We start from the raw sequence: 14,559 nt of genomic DNA on the forward strand, positions 1-14,559 counted from the left end.
CGGGGGCCGCCGCTCCCGCCGGGGAAGCCGGGGAAGCCGGGGAAGCCGGGACGAGGATCGCCAGCAGAGCGAACAGCGCAACGACGGTCGCTGACCGCCGCGCGTGTCTGAACCTCTTCGATATGTGCCGCCACATGCAGCTCTCCTTTGGATTGCGGCGCCTCCGCCCACGGGCGCCGACGACGGCCGGCCAATCGGGGGACGCGCGGCGCGCATGAGGGCCCGCGCGATCGTCCGCAGGCCCGTGGCTGCCACCGGGTGCCACGCTCGGTGGGGCCTCGGCGGGATCCTTGCACAAGGTGAAGCGGATAGTAAGCGTTTACGCGGCGATAGTTTCGCCGGCGGTCGTTCGTGTGAACTGCGCGCGGCAAAAGGGGAGTTGGGGCGCTTCGGAGCGGGAGCGCCGGGGCGTGCCGGATTTGACGAGGGCAAGGCTGAGCAGGGCTGCTGACCAGGCCCGACGCTTGGATTTGGGTGGTCTGGCGGCGGCTGGTCCGAAGGGCGACAGGGTTGGGATGACGGGAGCGCTCGGGAGGCGGTGAGGGAGCGGGTAGGGGCGGGTAGGGGGCGGGCTTTGCTGGGGTCCGGGGAGGTGGGGAGCGTGAGCGTGCGCCGTGGGTCGCCCGTTTACTACGTCGCTGGACTGGTCCGTTGCTGCCCGCTTGCCCGCTTGCCTGCTGCTCCCCGCTGCCGCCCGTTCGCGCGTTCGCCCGTCTCGGATCGCGGTTCTGGCGGTCGTCCGTCCTGGGCCACCGTCCTGTCGGCTCGTCCGCCCTTGATCACCGTCCCGTCCGAGCGACGCACACCCGCCCTCGCTGCGGAGGCCGTCCAGAGGTCAAGCCGCCCGGGTGAGGTCCGCCGATCTGACCGCGTGCTGCGGCGGCAGGCCCGCCCTGTCCCGCTCCAGCTCCTCCACCACCGTGGAGCCGAGCCGGGAGAGTTCGTTGCCGAGGGAGCCCGCGATGTGCGGCGTGAGGAACACGTTGGGCAATCCGTACAACGGGGAGTCGGCGGGCAAAGGTTCGGGTTCGGTGACGTCCAGCACCGCACTCAGACGACGGCTGACCAGCTCGTCCGTCAACGCGTCGGGGTCGATCAGCGCACCGCGTGAGGTGTTGACGAGCACCCCGCCGTCGCGGATCAGGGCGAGCCGTCGCCGGTCGAGCATGCGGTACGTCTCCGGGATGTCAGGGGCGTGCAGGCTGACGATGTCGCTGCCCCGCAGCAACTCGTCGAGCGGCAGCGACACCGCGCCCAGCGCGAGCGCCTCGGCCTCGTCCACGTACGGGTCGTAGAGCGAGACGTCGAAGTCGAAGGGCCGCAGCAGCTCCAGGAGTCTGCGGCCGACCCGCGAGGCGCCGATGATGCCGAGGCGCCGGCCGAGGTTGCCCACGTCGGCGTAGTCCGCGGGCGGCGGGTAGACCGTCTCGACGCGAAACCGTTCGCGACGGACGAAGGCGTCCTTGCCCGCCAGCAGGATCGCGGCCAGGGCGTACTCGGCGACGGGAAGCGCGTTGGCGTACACCGCGCTGGAGACGGCGATGTCGCGCTCCCAGACGGCGGGGCCGAGCAGGCTCCTGACACTGCCGGCCGCGTGCAGCACGCGCCGCAGTCGGGGCATGGCGGCGAGCACGTCGGCGCCGATGTGCGGACAGCCCCAGCCGGTGATGAGGATCTCCACCTCTGCGAGGGAAGCCGCCGGCTGGTCGGCGAAGTCCCGCACGACGAGCCCGGGATCGATCCGGACGAGCTCCCGCAACCGCGCCAGCACAGGAGGGGGGAAGAGTGCGGGCAGATGTGCCGGATCCATGGCGAACAAGGCTGTCGGCAGTGGTGCGACGGGCATGGTTCTCCTGCTTCTGCGCGGTGGGAAGAGCGAGGGGAGGGGAGGGGGAGGGAAGGGGGAGGGAAGCGGGGAGTGGGGAGTAGAGAGTGAAGAGGCGAAGGGGTAAGTAAACGTATTCTAACGTAACCGTGGCTCCTTGCCCTGGTCAATGGGCGTGCGGGCGCTGCCGAGGGGAGGGGAGGGCTCAGGGGTGGCCGCCGGGAATTTCGGCTCGGCGGGTGGTAACCGGCCCTTGCCGTGCCGGTCGTCTGCGTTCTACCGTCCTACTGTCTTCGACAAACGGTTACCAGTCAGCAGTACCGAGCGCGTAGAACTGCCCTGGAGGGTCTGCCATGAGCCACTGGTCCGACGAGGAGCGGCGGCGTTGACCGGTCGTGTCGCGTTGTTCCACACCGTTCTCGGTCCGGTCGGCGCCCCCGCGATTCTGCTGGTCCACGGCTGGGGCGGCGACGGCCGGGAGTGGTCGCCGCACGCCGAGGCCCTGGCCGAACGGTTCCGTGTCGTCGTCCCCGACCTGCGCGGCCACGGCCGTTCCACGGTGCCGGCGCAGGGCAACACCCCGACGGAGATGGCCGATGACCTGGCCGTCCTGACGCGCGACCTCGCCGCCGGGCCGGTCATCGCCGTGGGGCACTCGATGGGGGGTCAGGTCGTCAACCTGCTCGCCGTCCGGCATCCGTACGCCGTCCGGTCGGTCGTCGCCCTCGATCCGGCGCACGGCGCGCACGGCGCGGAGGTCGACGGCATTCCCGCCAGGCTTGCGGAGTACCGGGCGGAAGGCGCCCGCGCGGCGGCCGCCTTCGTCGCCGGCGCCTTCGCGCCCGACGCCCCGGCCGGACTGCGTACGGCCCATGTCCGCACCATGCTCGGTACGCCTGACCATGTCGTCGCCCAGGCGTACGCGGGCATGTACACGGACCCGGGCGCCGTCGGCATCCGCCCGCACAGCGAGGCGTATCTGGGACGGCGCCCGCAACCGGCGCTGACCGTCTGGACGTCCGAGGAGGCCGCGGCCTGGGAGCGCGGCACCCTGCGCGTGCCCGGCTCCCGGGTGGAACACTGGGCCGGCACCGGCCACTACCTCCACGAGGAGCGGACAGAACACACGGTCCGACTCCTGACGGCCTGGGCGACGACGACGGGCTGAGCGCGGCGGGCGAGGCGCGGGCGCCCGTTACCGGCTTCCGCCGTGCGTCACCGGTCTCCGCCGTGCGTTACCGGCTTCCGCCGTGCGTCACCGGCTTCCGCCGCCCGTCACCTGCCTCCGCCGTGCGTTACCGGCTTCCGCCGCCCGTCACCTGCCTCCGTCGCCCGTCACCGCTCTCCGTCGTGCGGCGCGGGCCGCGGCGCGGTGCCGGTCGAACAAGGGTGCCCGTGCCCGTGAGCGGGCTCTGTCGTCTCCTCGGTCGTCCCGGTGTCCGGCGCCCGTCTAGGGTTGGCAGCAGCCGAGAGGGAGGTGCCGAGAGGATCTCTCGGACACCCGGAGGAGGCCACCCAGTGAGCCGTGCCGATGTTCTGGTCGCGACGGGATCCGACGCGCTGGTTCCATGGATGCGCGCCTGCGCGCGCGGCGACTCCGAGGCGTTCAGCGTGCTCTACACGGCGCTGTTCCCGCGCGTGCGGGCCACCGCCTGGGGCGTGCTGCGCGATGTGGCGCAGGCCGAGGAGGTCGCCCAGGAGGTGATAGCCGAAGTGTGGAGCAGCAGCGGCCGGTTCTGCGCGGAACGCGGCACCGTGGCGGGCTGGGTGGTCGCCATCGCGCACCGCCGTGCTGTGGACCGGGCGCGCTCACGGACCCGCGCCTCACGCCGCGAACAGCAGTACGCACAGCTGGCGACGACACCGGACTACGACAGCGTCGTCGAACAGGTGATGTACCGGCTGGACGCGGACGAGGTGCGGCAGTGTCTGGAGCGCCTGACTGACCTGCAACGTCAGGCGCTCACCCTGGTCTACCTGGACGGCACCACCCACGCCGACGGCGCCGCCCGCCTCGGCGTCCCCCTCGGCACCTTCAAGACCCGCGTCCGCGACGCGCTCGAACGGCTGCGCAGGGAACTGGACGACTGACCCGCCGCCCCGACGGCTACCGCGCCCCCGTCGCTCCTCGACCTGGAGCGGCAGCGTGCGGGGGCCGACGAGCCGGCCGACGCCGAACACTCCGACCCCGACCCCGAGGCCCGGCCCGAGGTGTTGGATGCCGCCCGGTTCACCGGTGACGCGGCAGGAGAAGCGGGAGAAGGCGACGGCCGAGTTCCCGTGGCCGGCCCCTTGCTCCGAGCGGTTCGGTCGATATTCGGACACGGCGCGAAATGTATTTCCGGCAATGGGAGACGGGTCTTTTCGGACGTGCCGGACGCGTTGTCTCTGTTGCGTCTGAGCAGTGCGGCAACGGCAGTTGGATCAGAGTCCGAAAGGTATTCCAGGGGTAATGTGATCGCCGATGTTGACGCTGATGAAAGGAATTCCTCGCTCCGTTCATCGATTTCCCCCGATGCCTGTACCGGGCAGCGGAGAGGCGGTTAGGCTCGCCCCCGGTCGCCACTGCTACCGGAGGGGTCCCTGCGTGCCCGTAGGTCAGTTCTTCACCCAGGCCACCAACTTCAGCAGTGCGGTGACGGGTGGCGTCGACGCCCGAACCGGACTCTTCACCGTCCGGATCGCACTGAGCAATCTCGTCGGAAATCGCAATCTCGGACCCTCGCTCCCGCTGGAGATGAGTTACTCGCCGCTCGACAGCACCGACGCGGGGTTCGGTCAGGGAATTTCTCTCGGACTGAGCACCTATGACACCACCGACCGATTACTCTCCTTGTCCACGGGCGAGCAGTACAAAGTGCAGGAGACCGGCACCCGGCTGATTCTGCGACAGAGCAAGCTCGACACCGTCCATTTCACCAAGGACAAGGATTCCTATCGGATCGTCCACAAGTCGGGCGACGTGGAGATCCTGACCGGCCCCCGAGGCGCCTCCGACCTCAAGGTGCCCACCGCCCTGCTGACACCCGCAGGGCACCGGCTGACCCTCTCGTGGAACTTCAACGGGCCCCGGCCGCGCCTGAGGGAGGTCAAGGACGAGACCGACACGCTCCTGACCGTCGACTACACCGGCACCTCCAAGACCACCCTGCGGGTCCTGCCCGGCAAGGCCGAGGGCCACGACATCGAACTGCGGCTCAAGAACGGCCGGTTGGGCGGAGTGCGGCACCTCGGACTCGGCGCGGACGCCCCCCTCGACTGGAGCTTCGACTACGACTCCATGGGCCGGCAGGGCGAATGGGGTTCCTGGCTGACCGGCGTCACCCTGCCCGGCGGCATGACCGAGACCGCCCACTACCGGGCCGACGGCCACCAGTTCCCGCGGTCCGCCGGGCTGCCCGCGCTGCCGTACGTGTACCGGTTCGTGCAGGCACCCGGCGCCGGACAGCCCCCGATCGAGGCGACGTTCACCTACACCGACAACAACTTCCTCGGCGGCCACTCCGGGGTGAGCTGGGACTCCGGCCGGGACAACCTCTACGAGGTGCTGACCGACTACACCTACGGCTCCACCGAGTCCAGGGTCTGCGGCGACCGCACCACGACCATCACCCGCGGCTACGACACCTACCACCTCCAGACATCGGAGGAGACCCGGCAGAACGGCTTCTCCCGCAGCGTCAGCACCGAGTACCACGCGGTCCGCGGAAGGCCCTTCGACGGGCAGCCCGCACAGTTCCAGCTGCCGAGGAAACGCACGGTGACCTGGACCGACAACGCGCGGCGCACACGCCAGGAGATCACCGAGACCTCCTTCGACGCGGCGGGCAACCCGCAGAGCCAGACGGAACCCGACGGCACCCGCACCGAGTGGACGTACTACCCGGCGAGCGGCAGCGGCGGCGACTGCCCGCCCGACCCGAACGGCTTCGCCCGGTTCCCCGCGAGCGTCACCACCACGCCGCCCGCCACCCGGTTCACCGCCCCCGTCCACCGCACCCGCCACCGCTACACCGCCTACCGGAACACCCCGGACCCACAAGTCGGCACCACCGTCCTGAAGTCAGAGGAACTGGCGTACGCCGACGGCACCCTCCTCAAGCGGACGGCCTTCGAACACGCCTTTGCCGGGCCGGAGTTCGGCCGGCTCACCCGCCTCACGGAGACCGAGTACCCGGACGGCGACGGCGGCGCCTCGTACACCGCGACCCAGACGTGCGGCTTCTCCACGGAGCGGGACACGCTGGTGCAGACCCACGCGCTCACCACCCACGACGGGCTCACCACCCAGCGCTCCAGGCGGCGTTCGCGGTTCACCGGACGGCTCTGGTCGAGCACCGACGCGCAGGGCAACGTCACCGAGACGACCTACGACGGCCTCGGCCGCCCCCTGACGCACACCACCCACCCGGGGACGCCCTACCAGGCCCGGGAGACGCACGCCTACACGCTGGGTGGCGCCCACCCGTTCGTCGAGACGGCCACCGACCCGCTCGGCAACCAGCGCCGCGAGAGCTCCGACGGCGCGGGCAGGCCCGTCAGGCGCGAACGCCGGGACGCCGGCGGGGACGGCGCGTGGCACACCGTCCAGACGCTGGAGTACGACGCGCAGGGCCGCGTCCACTCCATAGCGGCGCTCGACCAGGTCCGCGACGGCGGCCAGATCCAGTTGACCCAGACCTTCGCCTACGACGACTGGGGCCAGCTCGCGGCCACCGCCTACGACGACGGATCGACCGTCCTCAGCACCACCGACCCCGTCCAACAGACCACCACCGCACAACGGTTGGGCCGCGGCACCCCGGTGTCGGGCCGCGAGGTGACGACCCGGGACACCCGCGGCGAGCCGGTCAGCGTCGCACGGTACGACCTCCAGGGGGCGCCCGCGGGCATCCACACGCTGGAGCGCGACGGCTGGGGGAGGGTGCGGAGCGAGACCGACGCGCTGGGCAACACCACTCTCTACGACCGCGACCCGCGCGGCCGGCTCGTGCGCACCACCCTCCCGGACGGCACCGAGATCTCCCGTGGCCACGCGCCGTTCTCCTCCGCCGAGTTGGTCACCGAGATCGCCGTCGACGCGGTGCCCTACGGCACCCGGAGCTTCGACGGCCTCGGCCGCCCGACCGCGACCAGCTCGGGCGGACGGAGCTGGTCGCACCGGTACGCCGCCCCGGGCGACCCCTTCCCCACGCAGGTCACGGCGCCCGACGGCCAGGTCAGCTGCTACCGGTTCGTCCCCCAACTCGACAACGCCGTGGCGCGGATCGACGCGGGTCCCCTCACCGCGCGGTTCACCCACGACCCCGTCACCGGCGCCCTGACGAACGCCGAGGCCGACGGCGTCACCGTCGCCCGCGCTTACCACCCCTCGGGCCTCCTGGACACCGACACCACCCGGCTCCCCGGCCGGCCCGACCGCACCGCCACGTCCGGGTACACGGTGGGCGGGCTCGACCAGAGCTACCTGACCGTGGACGGCGCCTCCCAGGAGACCGCACGCGACGCCCACGGCCGCGTCTCGGCGGTCACCGACCCCGCCATGCGGACCTCGCTCAGCTACGACGGCGCCGACCGCCTGACCGGCTGGGTCGCCCGCGACCTGCTCTCGGACCACACCCTCACCACCGCGCTGACCCTGGACGACTTCGGCCGCGAGGTCCGCCGCACCCTCACCGACAACCAGGGGGTGAGCTGGACCCTCACCCAACTCTGGCAGCGGAACGACCTGTTGAGCCGCCGCACGTTCGCACGCGGCACCACCACCCTGCGCGACGAGACGTTCAGCTACAGCGCGCGCGGCCAACTCACCGGCTACACCTGCGAAGGAGCCGCACCACCGCTGGACGACCGGGGCAACGCGGTCACCGGGCAGACCCTGGCGTACGACGCCTACGGCAACGTCACCCGCTGCACGACCGCCTTCCGGGGCGGCACCGACACCGCCGACCACCTCTTCGAGAACCCGGCCGACCCCTGCCAGCTCACCGCCGTCCGCCACAGCCACCCGTCCTACCCGTCGCGGATCGAACTGCGCTACGACGCGGCCGGCCGGCTGACCACCGACGACGCCGGACGCCCCCTCGGCTACGACCCGTTGGGCCGGCTGACCGCCGTCGGATCGTCGAACCGCTACGGCTACGACCCCCTCGACCGGCTGCTCTCCCAGGAGACGGACGGCGCGACCAGTGTCCTCTACTACCGCGGCGAACGGCTCGCCTCGGTGGTCGAGGGCGACCGGCGCACCCGTCTGCTCCGGCTCGACCAGGGCTGTGTCGCCCAGCGCCGGGAGGGCGGACAGCCCGGCACCCGGCTGCTGGGGACCGACGCGAAACAGAGCGTGCTGGTGTCGGCCGGCGGCAGGCAGTACGAGGAGAGGGCCTACACCCCCTACGGGCACAGCCCACCGGACGCGTCGGGCAGTGTGCCCGGCTACGACGGCGAACGCGTCGACCCGGCGCTCGGCTGGTCGCACCTCGGCAACGGCTACCGCGCCTACCACCCCACCCTGATGCGGTTCATCGCGCCGGACAGCCTGAGCCCGTTCGGCGCGGGCGGCGTCAACCCGTACGTCTACTGCCTGGGCGACCCCGTCAACCGGGTTGATCCGAGCGGCCACTTGAGCTGGCAGGCCTGGCTGGGGATCGGCCTGGGCGTCGCGGGACTCGCCCTGACGGTGGTCACCGGCGGGCTCGCCATCGCCGCCGCCGGCGGAGTGCTCGCCGCCGTCACCGCGGCCTCCACGACGACACTCGTCGTCGGCGCCCTCGGCGTTGTGTCCGACGTGACGGCGATCGCGAGCGGGGCGCTGGAAGAGGCATCGCCGAAGGCGTCGTCGGTGCTGGGCTACGTCTCGCTCGGCACCGGGCTCGCCGGGCTCGGAGAGGCCGCCGTCGGCGCCACCCGGGGCATCTCCGCGCTGGCGAGGCGGACCCCAGAACTGGCCGCCGACCTCGACCGCGCGGGCGGGAGCCTGGCCGCTCCCGAGATCGAGCTGGTGGCGGACTCCGCGACCTACGACCGGCTGCGGAACTTCCGTTACGTGCGCAACAGTTCGGGGCGCCGGGTCTGGCTCACCGAATGGCGCACCCGCCAGGGGGTGTTCAGGCCGCGCGTCGAGAGCGCGCTGGAACGGGGCAGGAACGTCACCATCCTGTCAGGCACCCACGGCGACCGGTGGGGCGCGCTGAAACCGCACGAGGACTTCCTCTCGGCGGACCGGAGACTGGCCGACGAACTGATGGAGCGGTTCGGGCGCCCGGGGAGCGTACGCGTCGTCGACATGTCCGCCCTCAACTCCCCTGATCTCAGGGCCATTCTGGAAGGGAATTCGGAGGTGGTGGCCGCCTTCTGCTACAGCCGCAACAACGCGAACATCCGACGGATTCTCGGACTCGACGCCACGAGGTCGTACGTCAGACGCCTGTGAGAATCCGCGGGCGCCGCCCGACCGCACCGCCACCCGCCCTCGCGTACCCCGTCGCAGCAGTGGAGGAGAGAACCCATGTGGACGTCCGTGTCGAAGCTCTCGGTGACGATCGAGACCGGTGAGCAGAAGTGCACCATCTACGGAAACTCCCTGAACATGATCGGCGTCGTGGTCAGCGTCCAGCCGACCGACGACAACGGAGATCCGGTCCAGGTCGACAGCTCCACCCTGCTGGACAACACCTGGCTCATCGACTACGTCGACGGCTCGACCCTCAACTGGTACGGCTCCTCCGAGTGGAGCTACACGGACAGCCCGAACGAGTTCCACACCATCCCCGGCGGCAGCCGGGCCGCCGAGGTGGTGGCCGCCGACGACGGCACCCCGCAGGTCAAGTTCTACGTGTACTGCTCCGCCGCCGCGCGGCTGCGCACCAAGTCGATCGGCGTCCGGGTCCGCACCGCCTCGGGCGAGAGGATCTCCAGCTCGCAGAACGGCGACTTCCACAGCTCGGTGGTGCTGTCGGCTCTGGAGTCGTTCTTCTACGGACGCGGTGACATCAACTGGGAGTACGAGCGCGCCGAGACGTACTCCGGTGACGCGTCCGACGTCTACAACTTCTCCCTCACCTGCGCCAAGAACGGCTTCTACTTCAAGACGTTCTCGGTGCGGGGCTGCTGCACGGACTACGGCTACGACGGGCTGGCCGGCTGGATCCTCGCGAACTCCTGGAAGGACTTCTACGGCGCCTACGTCTGGTACCGGGAACCGCACCGGCGCACCCGCGAGACCATCATCAACTTCCCCGGCGACTGGTCCGACGACGTGACCGTCTACGACGACGACGCAGAGAAGAACAGCCGCGGTCTCGGATTCACCTGGGCCCACAACCACCATGGCGGCGGCGGGACGTGGGACATCCCGAACGGGCCGATGACGTACTGGTGGCAGTACTACGAGACCACCGTCGTCGCCTACGACCAGTACGGGAACTCGGGGAAGTTCTGGGTGGACACCCGCAACATCAACCCCGACTACTCGATCAGCGCCACCGACACGGTCACCGAGAACGCCCACGGCCGGTTCGACGTCCACACCGAGCCCGGCGGCACCGACGTGAACGCGTCGTGGTCGGGCCCGAGGCTGGACATCTACGACTACAACCCGAACTGAGCCACCAAGAGGCCCGGCAGCGCCCGGTGCCCCGCCGTGTCGCTGATGCGGTGGCCGGCGCCGGTCACCGGGTGAACTGGTCGCGCAGGTCGTCCGCGACCAGGTCGAGGCCGTCCTCCCGGGCCGCCACGGGCGGGATCGTGCGGTAGCGGTCGGGCAGCCCGCAGCGGGCCAAGTAGGCGGGCACGGAGGTGTGCCGCTCGACCCAGGCGGCCATCTCCGCCTCCGTGTCCGGGAGTTCGTCGAGAAGGCGGGTGAAGACGTCGCGGTGGTAGGCGACGGCCCGGCCGTCGGCGGCGTCGGTGACGGTCTCCAGGTGATGGCAGCCGTCCACCCGCGAGGCGGTCTCGGCGGCGCCGTCGAGATGGAGCACCGACCAGGGCCGCGCGCCGAGTTCGGCCAGCGCGCGCCGCAGCACCCAGAGCGCGCCGTCGAGGAGGACCGTGTCGTCCTCCAGGACCAGGACCGAGGTGAGGCCGTCGATCCTGGCCTCCCGGATCGCGGTCCGGTGGGCGAGGGCTCGGGCCGTGAGGGGGCCGGCGGACACCGTGACGGCGGGCTGGTGGTGCACACGGTCGGGGCGGACGCCCCACGCGTCGAGCCGGGCCCTGAGGCGGTCACGGCGTTCGGGCCGGTCCTCGACACAGACGCAGGTGACGGCGTCGAACGCGGAGAACGGATGCGCCCGTTCGGCCCGGTAGCGGGCGACGCCCTCGCGTACCGCGTCCTCCCCGAGGAACTCCGCGAAGTGGGCGAGCGCCTCGTCGGCGGGCAGGCCGAGTTCGTCATGGGCGATCAGGTAGTTGCGCAGCCGCTGGTACCAGGTCCGGGTGGCGGGGGCTGGGCGCGGGCCGTCGAAGCGATGGGTCCAGCGCAGCGCGGGCAGACAGCGGACGGAGTGGCCCGCGCGCCTGAACTTCTCGTGCAGGTAGCCCTCTTCGCCCCCGTGGCCGGTGAACGCCGGGTTCAGGCCCGGCCACGCCTTGGTCCGGCAGGCGAAGACACCGAGCCCCTGCATACCGATCTCGAACGCCGGGGCGCCGGGGTCGGCGCCGCGCGGGTCGGAGCCCCACTGCCCGTACATGCCCTGCCCCCACCGGGGTTCCCAGTGCGTCGACACGGTGTCCGCGTCCTCCGACACCAGCGGCCCCTGGACCAGGTCGCCGCTGTCGGGGTCTTCGTCGATATGGGCCAACAGGGCGTCCAGCGCCCCCGGATGGAGCTGCACGTGCGAGTCGACGCAGAGCGCCCACTCGGTGTCCGCCTCGCGGAAGACCCGGTCGCGCGCCGCGGTGCCCACCCGCCGGTCGTAGGGGACGTACCGCAGCCCCGGCACCGCCCGCGCCAGCCGTGCGAAGGCCGCCGCGTGCGGTCCCGACGGATGGTTGTCGACGAGCAGCAGACGGCAGCGCTGCATCGCCTCGGGGTGGTAGAGCAGCAGGCTCATCACCGTGAAGTACACGCCGTCGTAGTCGTCGTAGGTCGCCATCCCCACCGTGAGGGTGCCGTCCCGCCCGCTCTGCCCGTTCTCGGTGAGGACCTCCACCACCGGCTCCGCGCCGGTCACTTCGCCCCGTGCCCTGCCGGGCCGTTCCTTCGCCATGCGCGCTCCCTGAGCCACCCCACTGTGTGTAGTCGGGGACTCTCGCACAGTCGCCGACCGGCGGGGCGCGAACCGGGTCGCCTCCCTCTCTCCGGTCGATTCCTTCGTCCCCCTGTCCGAACCCGCCCGGCCGCTCGCGCCGGTGTACGGAGTCCGCGGCCCCCGATGGTCAACTCGGCTGCTGGGTAAGCCCCGTACGCGTGAAGGCGCCCCAACGTCCGGGCTCCGCGATCCCCGGCAGCGGTATCACTGAGGCACCCGGCGCGCGGACGTCCGCTCCGCGACGCACCCCCCGCTCCCGTCCTGGAGTCGATCGTGCTCTCACGCAAGCTGCTCACCTTCGCGGCGACCTTCGTCACCTCCCTCGGCGTGGGAGGCACCCAGACCGCGTCCGCGCTCGACCACGCCGAGGCGCCCACCGGCCCCAGCCACGCGACCCGGCTGACGGCGACCGAGGCCGCCGCGAACGTGCTGCCGCCCTCGATCCAGGGCCTGCACGCGGTGCTGTGGGACGCCGAGACCAACGAGCCGCTGCGGGGCAGGCAGATCGTCTTCACCAACACGGGAGGCAGGGAGCTGTGCCGCGCGGTCACCGACCCCCTCGGGGAGGCCGCCTGCAGCGCCCCGCTCGCCCTGAGCCTCAGCACACCCGACACCCTCATCAACGGCTACACGGCCTCCTACAGCGGCGACCGCGACCACCTGCCCGCCACCGCGCACGGCACGATCAACATCGACGTCGACTGCATGTCCACCCCGCCGCCCTCGGACCGCGCCCTGAAGGACGACGTCGTCATGGTGGTGTGGACCAGGTGAGCGGCCGACTGCGGGCCCTGACGGCCGTGTTCCGCCGCCCGGCACCGCGCGGGGCGCCCTCGGGCCGCCATCTGGCGTCCGCCGCCGCCGGGGGAGACGTCACCGGCGGGGAACCGGTCAACGGCTACCAACTCCTGGAGAAGGTCGCGGAGTTGCCGGTCAGCACCTGGCGCTACACCTGGGACCCGCCGGAGATCAGGCACTTGGGCCCGATGGCACAGGACTGGTGGGCGGCCTTCGGCGTCGGCATCGACGACAGGACGATCTGCTGCACCGACGCCAACGGCGTGGCCGTGGTCGCGATCCAGGCGCTGCACCGGCTGCTGGCCGAGACCCGGCGGGAGGTCGCGGAGCTGCGGGAGGCCCTCGACGGCCTGACGGCGCCGGCCGCGCCCGCCGCCGAACCCGCCCCGCCCGCCAGTCCCCTCGACGCGGCGGTCGACACCCTCGCCCCCTGACCGGGACCGCTCCGGCCCCGCACCCGCCGAACGGCGACGCGGGGCCCGAGCGAGCACCTGGCCCAGGGCGGGTTCCCTGCAACGATCCGCCTACAGCCAGTCGCCTGCGGTGACCTGCCTACAGCGAACCGCTGCTCCTACTTGCTGGCCGCGAACCGCATCAGCGCGTGCTCGTCGCCCTGCTTGATCTTGCCGGTCGTGTTGATCACTTCGAGCTTCCAACTGCCGCCCACCCGGACGGCCTTGGCGACGGCGCAGCCGTTGTCCTGGGTCAGCAGGCTCGGCCAGATGTCGGCGACCTGCTGCGAGGTGCCGCCGGTCGCGTCGTACACCTTGAAGCTGATGTTGCGCGCCTTCTGGAACGAACTCCCCTTCTTGTAGGCGGCGGCGACGAAGACGATGGAGGTGATGTTGGCCGGGATGCGCGCGAACTCGACGGTGACGGTCTCGTCGTCACCGTCCCCGCGCCCGGTCTGGTTGTCGCCGCTGTGCGCCAGCGATCCGTTGCCCATGGGGTCGAGGGAGTCGAGGCCGGCGAGCCGCACCGGGTCCCCGCCCTGCAGGGCTATGGCGATCAGGTCGAGGTCGGTGCCGGACTTGCGGCGCAGCATGCCCATCACTCCGCCGCTGCTGCCGGCGGTGGGGTCCCAGGACACCCCTATGGACAGATGGGTCACCCCGTCCAGATCCGCGGGGCCGTCTTCCTTCGTGAGCGTAATCATGCGTGGATCATCCTTTTGATGACGAAACCGATGTAGGCAAAGTGTGCCTGGCCTCGGCGCCGTCGCGTACGGGCGGGGTCGACCGGGGGACGGCACGGGCGCACGGCGCCGCCGCCGACGCGGTCGCCGCCCCTGCCGTCACCGCCGTCACGGCTGTCGCTTCCGCCGCCGTCCAGGAGCCGGTCCGGCGCTCCGCGCCGCCGTCGCCCCCACCGTCGGGATGATCTCTTTCCGCTGTGTTCCCGCTGGTCGCACCCGGATTCCCGGCAAGATCAGAATTACTCCGCACTATTCCAAGGCCATTGCTTAGCAAAATGTTTCCCGTCTTGAAATCTCTCCACCGTATTCTGTTGCGGAGTGGTACGGTGGAGCGTCGATCGTCCCCGAGATCCAAGTCGTTCTCGTGATCCGATGCGCTGGGGTGCGCTCGGGTCGCCAAGAATGAGGCGACGTCGAGAAGACACTTCTGTCACCTGTTCTCCGTCACGTCCGTCTTTTTGACGTCCGATTGTTCGAACGAATAGGTTCGAACG

Annotated in this window: 9 protein-coding genes; 6 read left to right on the forward strand and 3 right to left on the reverse strand. The window is 71.1% G+C overall.

Going from position 1 to position 14,559, the window contains the following annotated elements:
• Nucleotides 1-835: 835 nt before the first annotated feature.
• Nucleotides 836-1,846, reverse strand: coding sequence for a hydroxyacid dehydrogenase (locus DDJ31_RS33995; protein ID WP_171480940.1), 1,011 nt, complete (start codon nucleotides 1,844-1,846; stop codon nucleotides 836-838).
• Nucleotides 1,847-2,210: 364 nt separating this feature from the next.
• On the opposite strand from DDJ31_RS33995, the gene DDJ31_RS34000 reads away from it, so the two are divergent.
• From DDJ31_RS34000 to DDJ31_RS34015, 4 genes are all read left to right on the forward strand, one after another.
• Nucleotides 2,211-2,993 carry an alpha/beta fold hydrolase gene (locus tag DDJ31_RS34000; RefSeq protein ID WP_127176579.1) on the forward strand — a complete coding sequence of 261 codons (783 nt, stop codon included), beginning with the start codon at nucleotides 2,211-2,213 and terminating at the stop codon, nucleotides 2,991-2,993.
• A 350-nt stretch (nucleotides 2,994-3,343) separates the two neighbouring features.
• The gene (locus DDJ31_RS34005; protein ID WP_311635236.1) at nucleotides 3,344-3,916 is read left to right on the forward strand and encodes a sigma-70 family RNA polymerase sigma factor; all 573 of its coding nucleotides are present in this window, start codon (nucleotides 3,344-3,346) and stop codon (nucleotides 3,914-3,916) included.
• A 496-nt stretch (nucleotides 3,917-4,412) separates the two neighbouring features.
• Nucleotides 4,413-9,254: an RHS repeat-associated core domain-containing protein gene (locus DDJ31_RS34010; protein WP_127176578.1), complete on the forward strand. Its 4,842-nt coding sequence runs from the start codon at nucleotides 4,413-4,415 to the stop codon at nucleotides 9,252-9,254.
• A gap of 75 nt (nucleotides 9,255-9,329) precedes the next feature.
• Nucleotides 9,330-10,427, forward strand: a complete 1,098-nt coding sequence (locus DDJ31_RS34015) for a hypothetical protein (protein ID WP_127176577.1) — start codon at nucleotides 9,330-9,332, stop codon at nucleotides 10,425-10,427.
• Nucleotides 10,428-10,491: 64 nt separating this feature from the next.
• On the opposite strand, the gene DDJ31_RS34020 is transcribed toward DDJ31_RS34015, so the two are convergent.
• Nucleotides 10,492-12,030, reverse strand: coding sequence for a glycosyltransferase (locus tag DDJ31_RS34020; RefSeq protein WP_127176576.1), 1,539 nt, complete (start codon nucleotides 12,028-12,030; stop codon nucleotides 10,492-10,494).
• Nucleotides 12,031-12,345: 315 nt separating this feature from the next.
• Here DDJ31_RS34020 and DDJ31_RS34025 point away from each other — a divergent pair, with 315 nt between their 5' ends.
• Together DDJ31_RS34025 and DDJ31_RS34030 are read left to right on the forward strand one after the other, a co-directional pair.
• Nucleotides 12,346-12,846, forward strand: a complete 501-nt coding sequence (locus tag DDJ31_RS34025) for a hypothetical protein (protein ID WP_127176575.1) — start codon at nucleotides 12,346-12,348, stop codon at nucleotides 12,844-12,846.
• Nucleotides 12,834-13,304, forward strand: a complete 471-nt coding sequence (locus tag DDJ31_RS34030; RefSeq protein WP_206280628.1) for a tail fiber domain-containing protein — start codon at nucleotides 12,834-12,836, stop codon at nucleotides 13,302-13,304. Before DDJ31_RS34025 ends, DDJ31_RS34030 begins: the two co-directional genes overlap by 13 nt.
• 137 nt (nucleotides 13,305-13,441) lie before the next feature.
• Here the strand turns inward: DDJ31_RS34030 and DDJ31_RS34035 are convergent, their stop codons facing one another.
• Nucleotides 13,442-14,026 carry a TerD family protein gene (locus DDJ31_RS34035; protein ID WP_127176574.1) on the reverse strand — a complete coding sequence of 195 codons (585 nt, stop codon included), beginning with the start codon at nucleotides 14,024-14,026 and terminating at the stop codon, nucleotides 13,442-13,444.
• Nucleotides 14,027-14,559: the final 533 nt, after the last annotated feature.

Origin of the sequence: Streptomyces griseoviridis (genome assembly GCF_005222485.1) — a bacterium.
Taxonomy (GTDB): Bacteria; Actinomycetota; Actinomycetes; order Streptomycetales; family Streptomycetaceae; genus Streptomyces; species Streptomyces hintoniae.

Bases quoted from the DNA above. Each gene is read 5' to 3' on its own strand.
- DDJ31_RS34035 (WP_127176574.1), bottom strand. From the start codon at position 14,026: ATGATTACGCTCACGAAGGAAGACGGCCCCGCGGATCTGGACGGGGTG.
- DDJ31_RS34020 (WP_127176576.1), bottom strand. From the start codon at position 12,030: ATGGCGAAGGAACGGCCCGGCAGGGCACGGGGCGAAGTGACCGGCGCG.
- DDJ31_RS33995 (WP_171480940.1), bottom strand. From the start codon at position 1,846: ATGCCCGTCGCACCACTGCCGACAGCCTTGTTCGCCATGGATCCGGCA.
- DDJ31_RS34015 (WP_127176577.1), top strand. From the start codon at position 9,330: ATGTGGACGTCCGTGTCGAAGCTCTCGGTGACGATCGAGACCGGTGAG.